This window comes from Corallococcus sp. AB011P (genome assembly GCF_003611605.1).
In the GTDB taxonomy this organism is placed as follows: domain Bacteria; phylum Myxococcota; class Myxococcia; order Myxococcales; family Myxococcaceae; genus Corallococcus; species Corallococcus coralloides.
The window spans coordinates 42844-62222 of sequence record NZ_RAVX01000006.1 but is presented as its reverse complement, the minus strand read 5'-3'; the positions used below and the strand labels follow the sequence as shown (position 1 = coordinate 62222).

The window sequence follows — 19379 nt, the reverse complement described above, 5'->3', positions numbered from 1 at the left end:
TCCCTGTGCGGGGCGCGGCGCCGGGGTGTGGGGCTTCGGGATGGGGGGCTACTTCGTGTGCACCGTCACGTCGGCGGAGAGGCCGGCGCGCAGGGCCAGGCCTTGCGGCGGGTGCACCCAGGAGATGCGCACGGGCACGCGCTGCACCACCTTCACGAAGTTGCCGGACGCGTTGTCGGGCGGCAGCAGGGAGAAGCGGGAGCCGGTGCCACCGGACAGGCTCTCCACCCTGCCCTCCAGCTTCTCACCGGAGAAGGCGTCCAGCTCCACCTCCACGCGCTGACCGGGCTGCATGTGGCCCACCTGCGTCTCCTTGAAGTTCGCCACCACGTAGGTCGTCGTGGGCACCAGCTCCGCCACGGCCTGGCCGGGGGTGAGCAACTGGCCTGCGTGCACGGACAGCTTGGACACCTGGCCGTCCGCCGGGGCGACGATGCGCGTGTCCTCCAGTTGGAGCTTCGCCTGGTCGAGCGCGGCCTCCGCGCCCTTCACCCGCGCGTGCGCCAGCGACGCGTTGGCATGGGCGGCGGCGATCTTCTCGTCGATGGGAGCGCTCACGTCGAGCTGGCCCCTGGCCTCCGCAACCTTGCTCTCCGCGGTGCGCCGGCCCTCCTCCGCCAGGGAGAGCTGCGCGCGAGCACCTTCGAGCGCGGCCTGCGCCGTCTCGTTGGCCGTCTGCGCGTCATCCAGCGCGCTCTGCGCCACCACGTTCTGCTGACGCAGGCTCTGGGTGCGCTCCAGGTCCAGCGTGGCCTTGCGGGCCTGGGCCTCCGCGCGAGTCAGCGCCGCGCGGGCCGCCGCCACCTGCGCCTGGGCGCCGCTCACCGCGGACGTGCTCGTGGACACGAGCGCCTTCGCGCTGGAGAGGCCACCCTTCGCGCCAGCCTCCGCCACCGTGGCCTGCGCGTCCGCAGCGGCGGCCTGGGCGCGCGCGGACTCCAGCTCGGCTTCCGCCTGCTTCACGCGCGCCTCGTAGGGACGCGGGTCGATTTGAAGGAGCACGTCGCCCTGGTGCACGGTGGCGTTGTCCAGCACGGCCACCTTCACCACGGGGCCGGACACGCGCGCGGCCAGGGGCACCACGTCCGCCTCCACCTGCGCGTCGTCGGTGGTCTCCTGTCCGGCCGTGACGATCTTGAAGCCGCCAATGGCCAGCACGATGGCCCCCACGACACCACCGAGGATGAGGAAGCCCCGCTTGCCGCGCTTCGCCTGCGCCGCGGAGGCGGGCGCGGGCGCCGCTTCGGGGACGAGTTGGGGAGCTGTCGTTGTCGTTGCCATGTCTTAAATCTCCACGTCGATGTGGGGTTTCTCGTGGGACCCGCCGAGGCTCGGGGGGTCCTTGAGGAAGTAGATGAGCGGCAGCACCACCACGAACATCAGCGCCGCCAATACGAAGAGCTTGTCGAACGCGAGCACCATGGCCTGCCGCGACACGTTGCCCACCATCAGCTGGAGGCTGGCCATGCTGGCGCCCGCGGCGTCCAGGCCGTGCTGCATGAGCCCCTTCTGGGTGGCGGCCATGCGGCTGGCCACCTCCCACCGCTCCGGGTTCAGGTGCGCCGCGATGGAGGCCTTGGACAGCACGGTGTAGCGCGACAGCAGCGTGGTGAAGATGGCCAGGCCCACGGACCCGCCAATCTGGCGCAAGAGGGAGTTGAGGCCCGTCGCGTCCGCCATCCGCTCACGCGGGATGCTGCCGAGCGCCGTGGCGCTGAGCGGCACGAACATCAGGCTGAAGCCCACGCCCTGCAACGCGATGGCCGCGATGATGTTGTTGGAGCCCGTCGCGAGCGAGAAGTGGCTCATCTCGTACGCGCCAAAGCCCGCGAACACGATGCCCACGCCCACCAGCACCCGCGCCGGCACCTTGCCGTACAGCCGCCCGACGATGGGCATCATCAACATCATCACCAGCGTGCGCGGCATCAGCGAGAAGCCGGACTGCGTCGCGGTGAAGCCCAACAGCTCCTGCATGAACACCGGCAAGAGGAACATGCTGGCCATGAGCACCGCGAACACCAGCGCGCCCAGGAGCGTGCCGGACGCGAACACCGGGTCCTTGAAGAGGCGCAGGTTCACCGCGGGCGCCTCCGCGGTCAGCTCGCGGATGACGAAGGCGATGAGGCACGTGGCGGAGAGCAGCGCGCAGATGACGATGACGGGGGACTCGAACCAGTCATCCGCCTGTCCCTCCTCCAGGAAGTACTGGAGCGAGGCCAGGCCCATGCAGAGCAGCGTGATGCCAGACCAGTCCATGTGCTTGCGCTGCTTCTCGGCCTCCTGGCGCGCGGTGGCGCGAAGCTGTTCGTCCTCCTGGACGAAGCGGGCCACCATGAAGAAGCCCAGGATGCCCACCGGCACGTTGATGAAGAAGATCCAGGACCAGTGCCAGTTGTCCACGATGTAGCCGCCCAGCGTGGGGCCAATGGCCGGGCCCACCATCACGGCCATGCCGAAGATGGCCATCGCGGTGCCCTGCTCCTTGGGCGGGAACGTCTGGCGGAGGATGGCCTGTTCGGTGGGTTGCAACGCGCCGGCACCCAACCCTTGCAGGAAGCGGAAGAGCACCAGCGTGGGCAGGTTCCACGCGAGCCCGCACAAGAACGAGCCCGCCACGAAGAGCACCAGGCACGCCAGGTACACGCGCTTCTGGCCGAACATGCGGCCCAGGAAGCCCGTGAGCGGCATCACCATCACCGTGGCGATGACGAAGCCGGTGGTGGCCCAGGTGATCTCTTGCACCGTGGCGCCGACAGCGCCGCGGATCTGCGGCAGCGCCACGTTCACGATGGACGAGTCGATGGCGCCCATCAGCGTGCCGAACGTCACCGACAGCGTGACGAGCCACTTGTTGACGGGGGCCTTGGGCGCGACTTGCGCCAGGACCTCCGGTGTTGCGACGGCTGTCGCCATGTCAGTCGACCTCGATGCCCTTCAAGAAGACGCGGAGGATCTCCTCCGCCCAGGCGGCTGCCGGAGGGTTCGCGGCGTCGTCCTCGCGCAGGCGGTCCAATGTGCCGCGCACCATTCCCATCAGGAGGGTCGGGTAGAACGCGCGGCCCTCCGCGCGGACCTCACCGGCCTGGATGCCCCGGTCGATGATGCCCCCCACGCGCTTGCTGAGCTCCGCCAGGATGCGGCTCTTGCGCGCCGGGTCCTCCGGCAGCTGCACCAGCACCCGCACGAACGCGTCGCGCTCCGCCGCGTGGGCGAACAGCGCCATCACGAAGGCGCGCAGCTGTTCGCGCGCGGGCCGCTCGGCCACGGGAGCCAGGGCCGCGTCCAGCCGGTCCAGCATCAACTGCCGGCGCTTCGCGCGCAGCGCGTCCAGCAGGGCCGCGCGGTCGGTGAAGTGGTTGTAGAGCGTCCCCACCGACACGCCTGCCTGCTCGGCGATGGACTCCATCTTCGCCGCGTGCAGGCCGTCGCGAGCGAACACCGCCGCGGCCGCCGCCAGGATGGCGTCAGCGGTGGCCTCCTTCAGACGAGAGCGCAGCTTTTTGACGGGCGCCTCAGACTTTGAATCTCGATTCATTTTCTGAAGGGAGATTTAACTCTCTCCGCGCCGGAGTCAAATCGACCGGGTTTCCAGAGGGAGACAGCAGGCGAACGCAAGAAGGGCCGGCGGGAGTGCGCTCCGCCGGCCCTTCCTGGGCGCTGCTGGATTTTCAGGGACGGTGGCTCAGGGGGTGAGCATGCCCAGCTTGGGCGCAGGCAGGTCCACGGACAGCTCCTGGGTGAAGCCTTCGGTGGAGTGGAAGCCCTTGCCGCTGACCTCGCCCGCGCGGAACAGGGCCCAGCTCTGGAGGCCGCGCTGGAAGGAGCGCGTCATGTGCCACAGCTCCAGGCCGCTGTTGGCGACGAAGAGGTACAGCGTGCGCTTCGGGTTCCAGGGGTTGGGCAGCGCCAGGGCCAGGCCGTCATCCGCGCGGCCGTACGTCTTGCCCTGCCAGCGGAAGTAGCGCCGGCCCAGCTCCACCGGCAGCTTCTTCTCCGCCGCCAGGCGCGCCATGAGCCCGTTGTCCTCCAGGCCACCGAAGACGACGAGGTCGCGGTCCGCCAGCTCCGCGTCCGTCACCTCGGCGTCCGGCTTGAGCGGGGCCAGTCGCTCCGGAGACGCGTCCGCCAGCTGCTCGCGGTAGTTCGTCGCCAGCGTGCGCATGGACTCCACCTGGCGCGCGGAGCCGTAGACGAAGAGGAGCTTGTCCCAGTCATCCAGCGTGTTGGCCAGGGTCTGGTAGCGCTCGCGGGCCACGGGGATGTCGTTGCCCACGTTGAACACCACGCGCACCGGCCGATCCGCGACCTTCACGGTGAAGGTGTCGCTCGAGCCCTTCACCTCCACGCGCTCCAGCACGGCGCCCTTCTCCGTCTGCACCTCCACCAGCGTGGCGAAGCGCCAGGGCGTGCCGGACTGGTCCACCTTCAGCGTCACCTCGTAGCCCTCCTTCGCCTTCTGGGCGCGGGAGGTGAGGCGCGGCGCGGGCAGGCCCCCGCGCTCCACCCACTGCTTCACCCACGGCCCCACGTCCTGGCCCGCGGCCTCGGACGCGGTGCGGATGAAGTCCTGGGTGGTGAGCTTCTTGTTCGCGAACTTCGAGTGCACCGCGCCCATCACCTTGGCGAACTTCGCGTTGCCCAGGGTCAGCCGCAGCTGGTGCAGCAGGTACGTGCCCTTGATGCGAGGCACCGCGTACTGGCCATAACGGCCATAGTCCGTGCGAGCGGCGGTAGGCACCACGTCGCCCTCGCGGGCCGTGACGTACAGGTAGCGGGCGTTGAGGTCCGCGAGCGCGTCGCGCTGGGCGTCGAAGGCCTTGGAGAGGTCATCCCCCTCCGGCAGGTCCCGCAGCTGGGTCCAGTACGCAGCGGAGCCGCTGCCGAACCAGTTGTCCGCATCCGTCGCGGGGAACACCGTGTTGGCCCAGAGCTTCTTCTCGTCGAAGGACAGCGCGTCCTTCACGCGAGCGAAGTCGCGCTTGGGCTTGTCCGCCTTGGGCTCCGGCTTCTGCTTGGCCTTGGCGGCCTTCAGCTGGTCCGCGACGTAGATGGGGCTGAAGGCGGTGTAGCCCAGGGACAGGTGCGGCGTGGCGCCGGGCAGGTCGGGAATCCAGCGGCTGCCGACCATCTTCTCGCGCAGCGTCGTCTTGCCGTAGTGGGCCAGGAACATCAGCTTCTCGGTCATCTCCGAGGTGGTGATCTTCCCGTCACACGCGTGCGGACGGTTGATGGGGCTGGACGCCATCATGCGCGTGGCGCTGTCCACGTCGAAGCCGCCCTTGCCGTACTTCGCGTAGGCCTCCTGGAAGGCGATGTCGCGGTTCCAGGTGTTGAAGGCCAGGTCCACCGGGGCGTTGCTCGCGTTGGGCACGGACTCCTTGCGGACCTCCGGGTCGCGGTTGTTGTTGTTGGCCCAGATGAAGTCCTTGAGGTTTCCGGGCGTGTCAGAGGCCTTGCCCTTGCTGCCGGTGCGCCACAGGCGCGTCTTCGCGGTGCCCAGCAGGAGGCACGCGCCCTCATCCGTCTTGGTGTCCGCGAGCGTCCAGTCGTTGGTGTAGAGGCCGTTGTTGCGGTCCTTGAGGATGCGCTCCACGTCGTCGATTGAGTTCGCGTACTGCACGGCCTTGCGGATGCGGTTGCTCTGGGGGGTGCCGTCGATGTTGAAGGGAGTCTGGCCCACCGTCGTCTCACCGATGACGATGCCCGCGTCGTTGAGCATCCAGTCGGAGCCACTGTGGATGCCGCCCGGGAAGGTCTGCATCACGAAGCGGTGGCCCTTGGTGGGCTGCACGTCCAGCATCACGTCCCAGTGGACGCCGGTGTAGCCGTTCCACATGAAGATCTGGCCCATGACGACGCGGCCGTCCTTCGTCGCGGACTTGGTGGCCACGAAGGACGAGCAGTGGTCGCCCTCCCCTGCCCGGCCGTTCTCGTCCTCGCCCTTGAGGAAGGTGCGGCCGGAGAGCGGAGACGCGGTGACGCGGTTGGCGTCCTCCAGCTGGCCCAGGTCCACGGCGGAGTTGATGGCGACGACGTCCAGCACGTCCAGGTCGCGCTCCTTGCCATCCGGACCCTTGAACTTCGCGCCGCCCACGTTGGCGCCGTCGGCGATGCCCTTCATCTCCTCCAGGTACTCGGGGTCGAAGCGGCGCAGGAACAGCGAGTCCGCGAGCAGGCGCACCTGCGCCCAGCCCTTCGCGGCGTCCGCCTTGTCCTTCTGGATGCCCAGCTTCTCGATGTAGCGGACGATCTCCTGCGACACGAGCTCGCCGTACTGCCGGCCGCGCTCGTAGGGCTCGCCCTCGATGTGCACGTACACCCAGCCGCCGTCGTCGTAGCGGAAGCCCTTGCCGGCCCACCGCACGCTCTCCATGGGGATGTACTGGGTGATGTCGTCCACCGGCTCCAGCTTCACGTCGTCGAACCACGCGGTGCCGGTGGCCTTGCCGTTGTGGCCCAGGTGCGCGCGCACGCGGTCATTGGACGTGGTGGCGAAGAACAGCACCTGCACCCGGCCGCTCTGGTCCGCGCCCTGCGGAGGAGAGCAGTTGGTGAAGGGGAAGCTCTGCATGGACAGACACGCGCCCAGCGCCGTGGGGTAGCGGGCCTGCGCGTCCGCCTGCACGCCCTGGGTGCGCACCCAGGCGGAGAGCCGGTAGAGGCGGCCCACCTGGAGCTTCACGGGCTCGGAGGCGACGGTGGTCTCCGCGCCGCCCTGGGGGCTTTCGATGACGAGGCTGCGGCTGCCCTCCGACTTCGCGTCGGTGCGGGCGGACACCTTGCCCTGGCCCGACGCCGTCCAGCCCTGGGGAAGGCCGGAGGTAGCGGCGGTTTCGAAGCCGGCGTTGGGGACCGCGATGGACGCAGGGGCCGCCCAGGCGGAGGCCGAGGCGCATGCGGCCAGCGTGGGCCAGAGCAGACGGGAGCGTTTCCACATCAGACGCAGGTGGGACATGGCTTGCTCATGGGAAGGAGGAAAGGGTGCGGCATCCTGTCACGTCGTACGCGGGCGTGCTGGTACGCATTGCGTGGACGCGGCTGACGGTTCACTCCTGGCGCGATTGGACAGCGTCACGCCATGACGCCCCGTTCCATGACGGTCCGAATTCGACCGCAAGGCGCGGAGTGCTGGCCTGGGAGCCGGGAGTTAGGTTTCGCCTCGTGGTCATCGAAAGGAGGCGGAGCATGGCGACGAAGACGGAGGCCCTCGCGGCGGCGACGGTGGGCGACCCGCGGTGGGCGGCGGTCGTCGCTCGGGATGCGGCGGCGGATGGGCGCTTCTTCTATTCCGTGAGGACAACGGGTGTGTACTGCCGTCCGTCGTGTGGCGCGAGGACGCCGCGGCCGGAGAACGTGGGCTTCCACGCGACGGAGGCGGCGGCGGAGCAGGCGGGGTACCGGGCGTGCAAGCGGTGCAAGCCGGGGGAGCCGTCGCTCGCCGTGAAGCACGCGGACCGGGTGGCCGAGCTGTGCCGCTTCATCCAGGCCTCCGAGGAGATGCCGAGCCTGGAGGAGCTCGCGGAGCGCGCGCGGCTGTCGCCGTATCACCTGCACCGGGTCTTCAAGGCCGTCACGGGGCTGACGCCGAAGGGCTACGCGGCGGCGCAGCGGGCGGAGCGGATCCGCACGGGGCTGACGAAGCGCGGCTCCGTCACCGAGGCCATCTACGACGCCGGGTTCAATTCGAGCGGTCGCTTCTACGAAACCTCCAGCCAGGTCCTGGGCATGACACCGACGAACTTCCGCGCCGGGGGCGCGAACACGGAGATCCACTTCGCCATCGCGGAGTGCACGCTGGGCCCCATCCTGGTGGCCACGAGCGACCGGGGCGTGTGCGCCATCCTGATGGGAGATGATCCGGATGCACTGGCGAAGGACCTCCAGGACCGCTTCCCCCAGGCGACGCTGGTGGGCGGGGACGCGAAGTTCGAGCAACTGGTGGCGAAGGTCGTGGGCTTCGTGGAAGCGCCTCGCGTGGGGCTGGACCTGCCCCTGGACGTGCGGGGCACGGCGTTCCAGCAGCGTGTGTGGCAGGCGCTGCGGGAGATTCCGGCCGGGGAGACGGCGAGCTACACGGACATCGCGGAGCGGATTGGCTCACCGAAGTCCGTGCGGGCGGTGGCGCAGGCCTGTGGCGCGAACGCGCTGGCCGTGGTGATTCCGTGTCACCGGGTGGTGCGGAATGACGGCGCGCTGTCGGGATACCGGTGGGGCGTGGAGCGCAAGCGCGCGCTGCTGGAGCGAGAGGCGCAGCGGTGAGGGGGCGGGTTCGCGCGGTGGATTGGGAGGGAGCGGGCCGGGAGCTGGATGCCCGTGGGTGCGCGGTGCTGGAGCAACTGCTCACGCCTGACGAGTGCGAAGCCTTGGCGCTGCTCTACGACGTGGACGATGCCTTTCGCAGTCGAGTGGTGATGGCGCGGCACGGGTTTGGCCGGGGCGAATACAAATACTTCGACCATCCATTGCCGGAGGTCGTGACGGAGCTGCGCACGGCGCTGTACCCGTGCCTGGCGCCCATCGCGAACCGCTGGAACACGGCCATGGGAATCGACGTGCGGTATCCAGACGTGCACGCGGACTTCCTCGCGCGTTGCCATGAAGCAGGTCAGGTGCGGCCCACTCCCCTGGTCCTGCGCTACGGCGAGGACGACTACAACTGCCTGCACCAGGACCTGTATGGAGAGCACGTCTTCCCGCTCCAGGTGGCCATTCTCCTCTCCGAACCCGGAAGGGACTTCACGGGCGGAGAGTTCGTGCTGACGGAGCAGCGGCCGCGCATGCAGTCACGGGCGGAGGTCGTTCCCCTGCGTCAGGGAGACGCGGTCGTCTTCGCGGTGCATCATCGCCCGGTCCAGGGCACACGGGGCACCTACCGCGTCAACCTGCGGCACGGCGTCAGCCGCGTGCGCTCCGGCATGAGGCACACCACGGGCATCATTTTCCATGACGCCGCCTGAGCGCCTATTTCGGCAGGACATACTCCTGAGCCAGCTCGCGCACGGGAGTGAATGCGTAACCCAGCTCGGAGCACAGCGTTTGCCGACCGCTCCGATCGGAAATCACCACCATGAATCACGAGTTGTGCGCGCCATGGACGCATCCATTCATTACCATGCCATACCGACCGGGCGCGAGCGATCGGTTGGATTCATCTGCGGCATCACCATCAGCCTACTCATTGAGGCGAGTGTCCCTCGACTCTCTTCACCCTCCCGCAGTCGCTTGCAGCCACTGCATTGTCGAACGGTTGAGCTTGGTACCCTGCGTCTTGCCATTTTTGAGTGTGCCATGGTTGATTGGCGCCCACGATGGCACCGAGAGACAAGCGCAGAGACCTCCATGCGGGAGACCTGGTGGTCGCGCGACGGAAAATCACCCTGGCAGTAGAAGGCGGACCCGCGCACTCTCGCCAGCGGACCCTCTCTGCGGGAGCCCTGCTGCGTCTGGTTTCGGCTGCGAGTTCATCCAAAGGTGGGACGTATCATGTCGAAGCCATTGAGAATCCTGCTGCCGTCGGACTTGTCTCCATGAGCAGCGTCGAGCCGGCACCGGAGTTTGGATTGTCGGAACGAGCCCTGCTCACTTATCTCCCAGAGTTCGCGGCTGGCCCCGCCGCTCGCATGGGGCCGCGATGCGTCCGTCAGCTCGCTCAGCTCGGCATTCATCGCGCCCAGAGCTACGGGCTCGCTGAGGATCACGGCCTACAGCTATACACCGGGCTGATGATGCAACTGGGCGTCTACTTCGATGAGGACCCATTCCATCCCTGGGCCCATGACGCTCTCAAGGGCACACCATCAGCCGCGTATCCCATCGCCGAGCACCAACGGGTTCGTTCGCTGTATGGGGCCTCCGCGGATTTTTTCCAACGAGTGTTGGGGACGGATTCAGAGCATCTGCGAAATGCCCTGTTCAGGGCCACTCAGCTTCGCCTCGACTCACTCCCCTCCGGCGGAGTCGGCTTTGTTGAGCGGATGCGCCGCTTGCTTCTCGACCTCTATCCTCAGCGCATGGAGAGCGCCGCGACCGACGCGCTGGAGCAGACCACGGCATTCCTCCAGGGGTATTCCACCAAGCCAACCACCGGAAAGAGCCTGGCGGTTCAAGTTGCGGTGAGCTTCGCCATGGGCCGAGGAGCGTTCCAGGATCCTCGCTTTCCGCAGCTCCGAGAAGTGAGGGAGAGCCCCGAGAAACTCTTCCTCGGGCTCCAGAACCATCTCCAGCAAGAGCTTCGTGACCGGGGTTGGAAGTAGAAGGAGGCGGCCCATGTGTATTGCCGGATGCACAGACTCCAAGCACACCATGATTGCATCACTCAAGGCGGAGAAGATTCGGCTGGAGGCCATCACAGCGAATGACTCCGGAAGGAGCTTGGGTGAGGTTGCCGCGGCCTTCACCGCGATGAAGGACGTTGCCCACCGATTGTCGGTCCTGGAGAAAGGGACTGGGTTGTACAAGGGAAACCGGTCCAGAGATCCAACGGCCTCGGTCATTGCGACCGACTGCACCGAGTACGTCATCGAGGTGCTCTCGGACACATTCAAGCAGCAAAAGCAGATGGATGCCTGGGTCCAGATCAAGACCCAGATGCGGGCGAACATGAAGACCAGAGGCGCCACGAATCCCTCCGGGCTCGACCTTCAGGCAGCACTCCAGCAAAAGCTGGCGTGGGAGGGGATATTCTGGGCTCCAGATCCCAAGTACCCGAAATACGAATGGAAGAGCGTCCCTTCCAATGAGCAGTCATTCGCCTACCTGAAGGCAAGGGAAGCAAAGTCATACTACAAGGCAACTGGAAACGCCCAGAAATACCCAGGAATCAGCATTGGCAGACTGGCTGTGAATTACGCCCCCGAGAGCGGCAGTGCCACCCCCAAGGACACCAAAGACTTGAATCGGCTGAAGAAAGTCGCCTTTGGCGTGTTCTCCGCACATGGCGGCTATCACATGTGCCTCATCATTTCGGGGATCGTGTACGAGGTCCATTGGGACCAACCGAGCACCAGTGAGCGGGTCATGGAAGGCACGCGTCTCGAATCCTGGGGCGGCTTGGGTCGATGGGGAAGCGGCGCTATCGTCGCGCCACGGGCCGATGTCGAAAGGGCCTGGAGGATTTGAACCCCATGCGCACATGTGTGCTGCTCACCTTGGTTTTCCTTGTGGCCTGCGGGTCCAAAGGGGGTTGCACCCGAGAGCAAGTACCCACTGGCGACGTTGCACGAAGCAGGGTTGGCGTGCCCACCGATGCCAGCCCTGCGGCCGTTGAAGCGCCAGCAGACATCCCGCTTACGACGCTGCGTTGTTCATTGGCGGGGAGTTCGACGGGTGTCGTTGCCCGCTGGTTCGGTGAGCCGGTCCCAAAGGAGTTTTCGCCTGTATTCGGGTTTCACACGCTGCGCTTTCAGTTCCCGAGCGGTGAGGAACTGGAGTTCAAGCCTGAAGAACTGTTGTTCCCGTCCGACTGGAGCTGCAACATTTTCTCTCCGGACTGTCGCCATGTCGCGCTTTTTCTGGGGCGCTCGGTGGGCTATCACATTGTCGAATTGGGGGCCCTGCAAGACTACCTGGCAGGCCGCCGCCCCCCCTTCGCAACGCTGCGTTACTCGGGGGAATTGCCCAAGCCTCACCACCATGGTCATGGCCACTGGGTGTCACCCACGGCGTTTGAATTCTTTGTCTTCGCTCCCGGCGATGTTGATGGCTGGGCTGCTGAGGGGGCGAGTGTCAGGCTCCGGGCAGAGTTCGCCGGAATTCGCCAGGGCGCTGCGCCGCCCCTGCAGGTGATTGAAGAAAAACTCGCTCATCCGCCAGACGATGGCTGTGCGGCAGCGGATGGCCATCCCTGACGGCCCCCTCACCGCCGGCCAATGGCTGTGTACGCAAACCGTGCAAAACAATAGAAGCGCCGTCCTTCGACGCCATGAGACTCAAGCGTCGCCGTTTGAGCAAAGCCTGCCCAGCGCAACCAACGGATATGCGCAACGTTTCTGCTGTCCACGTTGCACCAGAGGCAATGGTATTTCTGGTGGAGCTTTGGGACCCACTCAAAGGTGAGTCGCACGATTGACGCCGGGTTCGTCATGAACTCGTTCGTCCCGAGGAGCCACGTTTCGCCAGAGTGAGAGTGGCTTGGGACAGCGCCAAACATCCCAACCACGTCCCCCGCCTGTCCAAGAAGCGTGAGGCAGGGCGCAGATTGACGCAGGAGGCGTTCCAGAACTGCCGTCGGAGCCTCGGCAGTTGTCGCTTGAAGTTCTCGCAAGTCCGCTGTGCGCAAGCGGCACGCGAGGGGATGGATATGAAGGGAACGCGCCGGCACGACGATCATGGGAGCGTATGAGCGACTTGGAGGGCTGTCTTCAAGGAAATCAGACAGGATAGCCTACAAGTCGCTCGGGCGGATGCTTCTGCACGGGTGGACGATGACGTCGCGGAGACCAACGAGAACAACAACCAGGGTGCTTTCACCTTGACGGTCGTCGCGAGTCAGCCGTTGACGGTCCAGGACTCGGCCAGCGCCCTGGATTCCGACCTGCCCGGCCCGGTCCGCGAGCACCTGGAGCAGTACACCCCGACGATCGGGTTCGTGGACGGCTTCGCTTCGATGTCGCGTTGATGAAGTGAGCCAGCCGCAGGGACCGGGCGCATCCGGCCCGGGTCCCTGCAACGAGAGGCGGCCTCACCGGGAGCGACTCACGCAATCCTGCTTTTTCTTCTATATCCATGAATACAGGCCATGATGAATAATGGCAGGTCAGCGTTGCCGTGCACCTGCGGCTGCTGGCCCAGCACCCTCTCTCACCCACCGGAGAATCCAATGAAGCGGATAGGGATGGTCATCGCGCTGTTCATTTGCGTGAACGTAGTCCCCCAAGCTCGAGCCGCCGCCATGAAGCCAGCGGCGCTGCGCGAGCGCATCAGCGTGTCGCTGGCCGCCGACAAGCGCGAGGTGGCGCTGACCCTGGCGAAGCAGGACACGGTGATGCGAAAGGCTCTCGCTTCCCGATTGAGCGGCGAGCAGCTCGCGGTGGATCTGAAGCAGTGGCTGAGCACCGTGTCGGCCCCGTCCTCCGTCACGGGCGTGGCGGAGCGAGCGGACCTGAGCATCCGTCGGCTCAAGGGCATCGATCGTGAGCTCGACAGCCTGCTGCAGCTTCGTCTGGCCAGCGCGTCCATGCTGGCGGCATTGCAGCAAGGCGTTGAACCTCTCTACGCCTACGAACCGGATGGCAATGACTCCCAGTGGCAATTCATCGAGGCCTTCGATGGCCTTGGCCGCGTGCACCGCCTCGACGTGCACCGCATGCCCGAACAACCGGTGTTGGTGGTGGACATCGACGCGCGCAGGGACCTGGCCGCCGGCATCAAGCTGATGCGCGAGCACCTCGTGGCCCTCGGGCAACGTCCCCTGCCCGTCCTGGACACGGCCGCCGCGGCGACCAACACGCCGGTGACGATCCTCGATCGCATCTACCTGAACGACGACGAGGAGCCCTGGATCTCCGGTAACGCGGAGGTCTATGCCATCGTCAATGGTGTCGACCCCAGCCGTGACGCGCCGCAGTTGGACATCGTCGACATGCCCTATCTGGACACGGATGGGAGGACCTACTCCCCGAACCAGGTCCTGATCTTCTGGGAGCGTTACCGTTGGGCGGCGGCGAACGTCATCCTCATGGAGCACGACGACAACACCAGCTACCAGGCGCTGGTGAGCTACCTGTTCAATGTCGCGAGCCAGATCCTGACCGCCATCGGCCAGCCGGAGATCGGCGCCCTGGTTGCCCTGGGCAGCGGGCTGGTGGATCGCATGCCGGGTGAGTGGTTCACCAACGACGACGACTACGTCGATTCGTTCTACACCCTGGAGAAGAACCACACCTACACCAACTACAGTGGAGCACGCGGCAACGCGGTGGTGTCTCTCAAACCGTACGAGCTCGTGGGCCAGTAGCAGCCGGTAGGCACCGAGAGTCGTATCGGCTCAACTGGCCGACGGGGGGTCGAGGCGTCTCTGCTCGACCCCTCACGACTGGACCACGACAATGGACTCCGTGGCGGGGATGAAGAACTGCCGGAAGTACTCCCGGCAGTCCTACAGCTTCCCTTTCTCGCGGACGTAGAGCAGCGCGACCGCTGCGATTCTCAGAGCCTCGTCCTCGGGAGTCCCAGCCTCGAAGCGCTCACCGATCGTTCCAAGGACGCCCATCACTGCATCGACGTCGAAATTGGAGTTGTAGGCCATGGGTCCTCCTACAGAACCAGGATCAAAGCTCCAGCGGCCCCATGGTCAGATGTCAGCGAAATGAATCGACGATGTAGGCAGCAGCAACGGAGCCGTCGAGGATCGCCATTCCAGGCTTTGATTCAGGCAGCTTCCGCATTTGATCCCGGCTGAGCCGAGCCACGGCGCAGATGGGAACCTTGTCGCCATCTGGCGGGTGGGCCTCGTACCAGCGAATGACGACCTGGGGCCCGCTCGTCCAGACTTGCCCATACAAGCGTGTCGTCGCCTCAAGGGTGCCCATGTCGTCCTTGAGGATGCTCTCAATGGGTCCGTCGTAGAGGGAGATGCGCCTTGCGTCGATCTGGTTGGCATCGAGATCCGCCAGCGCGGCATCCCCGACGCGCAGCCTCAGGTACCGCATGACTTCGAGCGCCTTCGCCGGGCACTCCTGCGGTCCTGGAGTGCCATCCGGACGCAGCGCTACACCGCCAGCCGTAGTGCAGCCGGAAGGGGCGCCAAGCAGGAGAACGGAGCCGAGCAACAGAGCCTTGGGCATGCGCATGAGCGCCACTTCTACTGCCGAAGCAGGGTGTGATCCATCGCGACGAACACCTGGAGGAGTCCATCGTCCCGGAATATCTGGAGGGCCAGATCGGCCAACTGCCCGTCCTTGTCCTCGAAGGCGCTCTTGTCGACAACGACGGCGATCCTTCCCGACTGTCCCGAAACGAGGACGGAGCGATTCATGCGAAGCGCGAACGGGCGAGCGGTGTCCCTGGAGAAGTCGCGAGTGAGATAGGCCCCGTCGAACCTCCAGGACTGGCCATGGTAGGTGTTCGTCAGGTGAATCACGGCTGCTGCCTTTTCCGGACCCGAGAAGACTTCAACGACGACGTCCATGTCTTCGTTCGTCGAGCGCCAGAACTTCGCACGCCGAAACGGCGTCTTCTTGACCTGTCCATTCGCGAGAAGCGTCGCATAGGCGTGGTCAACCGAGTTCTCTTCCTTCTTGAAGCGCTCATTCTCCTCACTCAGCTTGCGCTCGCGGCCGAGCGAGTCATAAAGCGAGGAGAGGACCGCATCGTAGCTGTCGGGGTCCTTGAACACGTTGACCTGGTAGTCGACCCAGCCCCAATCCTCTCGGCTCTTGGCCCTCACGAGGAACGTGAACTCTGTTCCATCAACGAGTCTCACCAGCAGGGGTAACGCTTCGCCGCTATCGAGTTCACGCAGCGGTTCGAGGATGATCTTCTTGCCGCCGATCAGCGGCGCTTCGAAACGTCCTTCCCACCCCAGGAACTTCGTCCTGGCGGGATCAACTTCCGCCTCGAAGCGAAGCGCTGTCACCACCTGCCAGGAGACATAGATGGACGACGCCTCCTGGGCTGGATGGGCTGGGACCTTGAGCGTCCGAATTGTGAGCTTGTCTGTCACCTCCCTCGCCAGGGACGGCGAAGCAATCAGGACAAGCAAGAGGCCATACCTGAGAAGAGGGAGGACGCGCATGGAGTACCAACCTACCAGGGCAGGTACAGGTCATCCAACCTTTGCCTTGAGTGACGCCTGAGCCGCCCGAGCGACGAGCTTCCCGGTGACACCCTTCGGCAGCACCACGCCGAAGAAGAAGCCCTCCTCAAAGGGATCCGTCGAATCGAGTTGGACCTTCACGCGGGAGGCAATCGTCGTCAGTGCCGTCTTCAGGAACACCATCGCGAAGTCCGCGCCTACGCACGCGCGCGGCCCCCGCCCGAAGGGGAAGAAGTGGCCGCTCCCCAGCGGGTCTCGCGTCGTGCCTCCGTCCAGCCAGCGCTCCGGCTTGAACGTTTCCGGGTCCGGCCAGTGCGCCGGGTCGCGGTGCAGGTGCTGGTTCGAGATCATGATCATCGAACCCGCCGGCAACGTGACGCCGGCCAGCTGCGCATCCTTCGACGGCGTGCGCGTCATCACCCGGACCGCCGGCAGGATGCGCAGCGCCTCATACGCCACGGCCTCCGCCCACTTCGCAGACTCCGCCTTCTGGAACGTCAGCGGCCCATCCGCCACCAGCGAAGCCGCCTCGGCGGCCAAACGCGCGTCCGCATCGGGATACTTGTTGAGTTGGTGGAACGCCCCCACCAGCGTGACGCTGGAGGAGAACGCCCCGCCGAAGTAGGTGCCCCCAAGCATGTGGGCCAGCACCTGGTCATCAATGCCCGGTGTCTCCCGCAGGTAGCGGGACATGACGTCCATGGCACCCGGGTCCTGCCGCTTGCGAGCCTCGCGGATGCGGTCCACGAAGTGCCCGTAGAAGCGCGCCTTCACCGCCTCGAAGTCCTTCGGCGGCTTCACGAACTTCAGTGGCAGCTTCGACTGGATGCGCGCGTCCGCCGCCCTCGCGAGCAGCATGAAGTCCTCGAACACCTGATCCGGCAGCTTCTCCCCCACCTGAGCCACCGAGAACGCGTCGAACGTCAGCCTGCGCAGCGCGGGCGTGAAATCGATGGTCCCCTGCTTGAGCAGCGCGTCCACGGACTCGGAGATGGCCACCTGCATGGGGCCCACCTGGTCCGCCAGCCACTCCGTGGCCCAGGGCTGCGCGCCGGGCTCCAGGGCGCGCTTCTGGACCCAGTCGCCACGCAGCTCCGCAGTGAAGGCCGTGTCGTCCGTCGTGGAGGGGCGGATCTGCTCGCTGATGTTCCCCTTCTCGAACTCCATCCGGCGCGGGGACTCGTAGACCTCCGCGATGAGCGCCGGATCGTTGAGCACCAGTCCGGGATTGGGTCCCATCCAGATGAGCGTGACGCCGCCGTACTCGCGGCCATAGCGGGCGCAGACGTCCCAGGGCGAAGCCCCCAGGAAGTCCCCAGCCGTGCCGAGGATCCCCGGCGGGGGACCGGGCAGCGACGCGAACGGCTTTCGCTTCGCGCCGAAGAACAGGTTGAAGATGCCGCGAGAGAGGGCGTTGGGCACGGGCGGTGTCTCCTGACGGCGCTAGACGGTGATGCCGCAGGGGATGCGGTCGGCCTGCAGGACGGTGTAGGGCACCGCGAGCTTCGCGTTGCGCGCCTTCACGGCCTCGCTCTGCGCGCGCAGCCGGGAGTGGAAACGGTCGCGGATGGCGAGGAGCTCCTGCTCCTGGAAGTACTCCTCGCGCCAGCCGTCCTCGTGGAGCAGGTACTCCTCGTCGTCACCGAAGCTGGACAGCGCGCGGCCCACGGCCACCTGCCAGAGCATCTGCGTCTTGGAGGGAATCATCGCTTCGATGTCCTTCTCCCCCAGGACGCCCTTCTGGCGCGGCGGAGGCTGGCGCATGCACAGCGGTGCGTTGGGCACGAAGGCGTAGTGCTCGTACTGGAGGTAGTTCACCGCCGCGTGCTGGACGCTGACCGTGAAGAGCACCGTGGTGAGGATGTCCGTGAGGTCGGACACGCGCTTCAGCTCCGCGCACGGGAGCTTCTCCACGGGCAGGCCGTGCTCGGTGAGGTCCTTCCACCATCGCTGCATGTCGGTGTCGTGCACCAGGTCCTCGTCGGACCTGTAGAAGTGCCCCAGCACGCCGCCCACATACTCCTCCAGGGCGTCCCACAGCAGCAGCGCGTCATCCCGGTATGGGTAGTTCGGGAGCACCGCGGGGTCGAGCACGCCGCGCCGCTCGATGTCCTGGCGCGGCTGGTTGTCCGTGAGCGTCCAGGTCCGGTACCCCTTCTTGCCCAGGAACACATGGCCCTGGTCGGGGCCGCCGGTGGCGATGAGGTCATCGAACACGCCGCCTTCCGCGAGCAGGCCCTTTCGCGCGCCCTCGTTGATGGCGAGCGTGTAGCGGAAGTGGCGGCGCAGAAGCTTGTAGACCGGGTGCGGGTCCGGGAGGTTGCGCATCGTCGCCATGACGAACGGCTCCGCCACGAAGTGGGTGCGCAGCGCGTGGCCCACCATCTGGTGCGTGTTGCCCTCACTGCACCGCAGGTAGATCTTCGCGGCCAGCCAGTCGTGCGCACTGTCATTGGGCGTGAACACCGGATCCTGCTCCGGGTCACGGCCGAGCTGGATGGCGATGGGCCGCAGCTGCCGCGTGTCATCCAGGTACAGCAGACACCGGGACGCGGGCGCCCACCGGCGCTCCTCGACGCCCTCCTTGTTGGTCTTCTTGAACATGGGCACGTCGCCCAGGATCTCGAAGTCGAGCAGGAAGACGCGCTTGCCGGCCAGCGCCTGCTCCAGCGTCGTGCCCGGCGACAGCTGCCCCTTCAGCGCGTCATCCGTCACGGGCATGCCCTCCGGCAGCGCGGTGATGGACTGGATGTGGACGGGGCTGATGCCCTGCACGGCCTGCCGGGCGAACTCGGCGTCGTCCTGCCAGCGCCGGGCGAGCGTGGGCAGCTCAAGGCCCTTGAAGAAGTCGAAGATGTCCACGAGCCCGTTCCACGCCTTGCTCAGCACGGGCATGTGCAGCTTGATGGCCGCGAGCGTCTTCGCGATGACGACCTCGTAGCTGCCATCCACGAGCCCCCGGTAGAGCTCGTCCTTCGGCAGCGGACGCGCCTCCGTGATGTCGAGCGCGCCGGGCAGCCCGGCGGTCGCCTCCGCGGGGCGCCAGGGGTACATGCGCTGGCGGGCCAGGAGCAGGTCGTTCCGGGCCATCTTCTCCCGCTCGTGCTGGACCTGCTGGGGCAGCCGCGCGGTGCCCTCGAGGACGTCGGCGGTGGTCTTGCCCAGGACCCAGCGGTAGTACGGGAAGAACCAGTGCCTCCCCGTCGTGGTGACGGTCACCGAGTCCAGGAGCCAGTCGCCCCCGACGCCACCGCCAGCGTTGGAGAACCGGAGCACGAGCAGGTCGCCCAGGTCCTCGGCCTTGACGGTGTAGGCATCCACCGCGCCGGCCTCGAAGTCGTTGTGGAAGCGCTTGTCCAGGAGGTACGGCCGGCTCTCGCCCTTCGTGCCCACCAGGACCACGGAGATGGCCGAGTTGGTTCCCGCGCCGAGCTTCGAGCTCGTGCGAATCGTTAGCGTGTAATCGGTACCCATGGATTCTCCACTAGCACGTGGCGCGCAAGGTACGCCGGTGGAAGCGGGGCGGACAATGTGCGGAGGCGTCACCGCTCATGCGGAGCATGTGACGGCAGCTGGCTGCCGCGGATCCAATAGCCGCCTGCCCTCGGGGGCGAGGGCGCGA

The 19379-nt window shown here is 66.3% G+C and carries 16 protein-coding genes; 7 read left to right on the top strand and 9 right to left on the bottom strand.

Annotated features, from left to right (window positions below):
• Positions 1 to 48 precede the first annotated feature (48 nt).
• The 4 genes from D7X30_RS18380 to D7X30_RS18365 all read right to left on the bottom strand — a co-directional run bounded on the left by D7X30_RS18380 (position 49) and on the right by D7X30_RS18365 (position 6958).
• A complete protein-coding gene (locus tag D7X30_RS18380; RefSeq protein ID WP_120564249.1) occupies positions 49 to 1281 on the bottom strand; it encodes an HlyD family secretion protein in 1233 nt (410 codons plus the stop codon).
• 3 nt (positions 1282 to 1284) lie between these two features.
• On the bottom strand, positions 1285 to 2916 hold the full coding sequence (locus D7X30_RS18375) for a DHA2 family efflux MFS transporter permease subunit (protein ID WP_120564248.1): 1632 nt from the start codon (positions 2914 to 2916) through the stop codon (positions 1285 to 1287).
• A 1-nt stretch (position 2917) separates the two neighbouring features.
• Positions 2918 to 3538, bottom strand: coding sequence for a TetR/AcrR family transcriptional regulator (locus D7X30_RS18370; protein ID WP_120564247.1), 621 nt, complete (start codon positions 3536 to 3538; stop codon positions 2918 to 2920).
• A 147-nt stretch (positions 3539 to 3685) separates the two neighbouring features.
• Positions 3686 to 6958: a C45 family autoproteolytic acyltransferase/hydolase gene (locus tag D7X30_RS18365; RefSeq protein WP_120564246.1), complete on the bottom strand. Its 3273-nt coding sequence runs from the start codon at positions 6956 to 6958 to the stop codon at positions 3686 to 3688.
• A gap of 230 nt (positions 6959 to 7188) precedes the next feature.
• Here D7X30_RS18365 and ada point away from each other — a divergent pair, with 230 nt between their 5' ends.
• The 7 genes from ada (at position 7189) to D7X30_RS18335 (ending at position 13957) form a co-directional block, all read left to right on the top strand.
• The gene (ada, locus tag D7X30_RS18360; protein WP_120564245.1) at positions 7189 to 8262 is read left to right on the top strand and encodes a bifunctional DNA-binding transcriptional regulator/O6-methylguanine-DNA methyltransferase Ada; all 1074 of its coding nucleotides are present in this window, start codon (positions 7189 to 7191) and stop codon (positions 8260 to 8262) included.
• Positions 8263 to 8279: 17 nt separating this feature from the next.
• A complete protein-coding gene (locus tag D7X30_RS18355) occupies positions 8280 to 8960 on the top strand; it encodes a 2OG-Fe(II) oxygenase (RefSeq protein WP_233591640.1) in 681 nt (226 codons plus the stop codon).
• Positions 8961 to 9530: 570 nt separating this feature from the next.
• The gene (locus D7X30_RS18350) at positions 9531 to 10256 is read left to right on the top strand and encodes a hypothetical protein (RefSeq protein WP_120564243.1); all 726 of its coding nucleotides are present in this window, start codon (positions 9531 to 9533) and stop codon (positions 10254 to 10256) included.
• A gap of 49 nt (positions 10257 to 10305) precedes the next feature.
• Positions 10306 to 11121: a hypothetical protein gene (locus D7X30_RS18345; RefSeq protein WP_147443235.1), complete on the top strand. Its 816-nt coding sequence runs from the start codon at positions 10306 to 10308 to the stop codon at positions 11119 to 11121.
• 116 nt (positions 11122 to 11237) lie between these two features.
• Entirely contained in the window at positions 11238 to 11849 is a 612-nt protein-coding gene (locus D7X30_RS41675; RefSeq protein WP_147443234.1) for a hypothetical protein, read from the top strand.
• Positions 11850 to 12418: 569 nt separating this feature from the next.
• Positions 12419 to 12619, top strand: coding sequence for a hypothetical protein (locus D7X30_RS18340; RefSeq protein ID WP_120564241.1), 201 nt, complete (start codon positions 12419 to 12421; stop codon positions 12617 to 12619).
• Between the two features lie 216 nt (positions 12620 to 12835).
• Positions 12836 to 13957: a DUF3103 domain-containing protein gene (locus tag D7X30_RS18335; RefSeq protein ID WP_233591639.1), complete on the top strand. Its 1122-nt coding sequence runs from the start codon at positions 12836 to 12838 to the stop codon at positions 13955 to 13957.
• 141 nt (positions 13958 to 14098) lie between these two features.
• Here the strand turns inward: D7X30_RS18335 and D7X30_RS42330 are convergent, their stop codons facing one another.
• The 5 genes from D7X30_RS42330 to D7X30_RS18310 are packed head-to-tail and all read right to left on the bottom strand — an operon-like array spanning position 14099 to position 19231.
• Entirely contained in the window at positions 14099 to 14248 is a 150-nt protein-coding gene (locus tag D7X30_RS42330) for a hypothetical protein (RefSeq protein WP_199724403.1), read from the bottom strand.
• A 52-nt stretch (positions 14249 to 14300) separates the two neighbouring features.
• Positions 14301 to 14792, bottom strand: coding sequence for a serine/threonine protein kinase (locus D7X30_RS18325; protein WP_120564239.1), 492 nt, complete (start codon positions 14790 to 14792; stop codon positions 14301 to 14303).
• Between the two features lie 11 nt (positions 14793 to 14803).
• The gene (locus D7X30_RS18320; protein ID WP_120564238.1) at positions 14804 to 15736 is read right to left on the bottom strand and encodes a DUF2381 family protein; all 933 of its coding nucleotides are present in this window, start codon (positions 15734 to 15736) and stop codon (positions 14804 to 14806) included.
• A gap of 30 nt (positions 15737 to 15766) precedes the next feature.
• A complete protein-coding gene (locus D7X30_RS18315) occupies positions 15767 to 17179 on the bottom strand; it encodes a cytochrome P450 (RefSeq protein WP_120564237.1) in 1413 nt (470 codons plus the stop codon).
• A 21-nt stretch (positions 17180 to 17200) separates the two neighbouring features.
• Entirely contained in the window at positions 17201 to 19231 is a 2031-nt protein-coding gene (locus D7X30_RS18310; protein WP_120564236.1) for a lipoxygenase family protein, read from the bottom strand.
• Positions 19232 to 19379 lie beyond the last annotated feature (148 nt).

What these genes read in the sequence shown, in the direction of transcription:
- D7X30_RS18380 (WP_120564249.1), bottom strand. Translation starts at nt 1,281, where the DNA reads ATGGCAACGACAACGACAGCTCCCCAACTCGTCCCCGAAGCGGCGCCC.
- D7X30_RS18375 (WP_120564248.1), bottom strand. Translation starts at nt 2,916, where the DNA reads ATGGCGACAGCCGTCGCAACACCGGAGGTCCTGGCGCAAGTCGCGCCC.
- D7X30_RS18370 (WP_120564247.1), bottom strand. Translation starts at nt 3,538, where the DNA reads ATGAATCGAGATTCAAAGTCTGAGGCGCCCGTCAAAAAGCTGCGCTCT.
- D7X30_RS18365 (WP_120564246.1), bottom strand. Translation starts at nt 6,958, where the DNA reads ATGTCCCACCTGCGTCTGATGTGGAAACGCTCCCGTCTGCTCTGGCCC.
- ada (WP_120564245.1), top strand. Translation starts at nt 7,189, where the DNA reads ATGGCGACGAAGACGGAGGCCCTCGCGGCGGCGACGGTGGGCGACCCG.
- D7X30_RS18350 (WP_120564243.1), top strand. Translation starts at nt 9,531, where the DNA reads ATGAGCAGCGTCGAGCCGGCACCGGAGTTTGGATTGTCGGAACGAGCC.
- D7X30_RS18345 (WP_147443235.1), top strand. Translation starts at nt 10,306, where the DNA reads ATGATTGCATCACTCAAGGCGGAGAAGATTCGGCTGGAGGCCATCACA.
- D7X30_RS18335 (WP_233591639.1), top strand. Translation starts at nt 12,836, where the DNA reads ATGGTCATCGCGCTGTTCATTTGCGTGAACGTAGTCCCCCAAGCTCGA.
- D7X30_RS42330 (WP_199724403.1), bottom strand. Translation starts at nt 14,248, where the DNA reads ATGGCCTACAACTCCAATTTCGACGTCGATGCAGTGATGGGCGTCCTT.
- D7X30_RS18325 (WP_120564239.1), bottom strand. Translation starts at nt 14,792, where the DNA reads ATGCGCATGCCCAAGGCTCTGTTGCTCGGCTCCGTTCTCCTGCTTGGC.
- D7X30_RS18320 (WP_120564238.1), bottom strand. Translation starts at nt 15,736, where the DNA reads ATGCGCGTCCTCCCTCTTCTCAGGTATGGCCTCTTGCTTGTCCTGATT.
- D7X30_RS18310 (WP_120564236.1), bottom strand. Translation starts at nt 19,231, where the DNA reads ATGGGTACCGATTACACGCTAACGATTCGCACGAGCTCGAAGCTCGGC.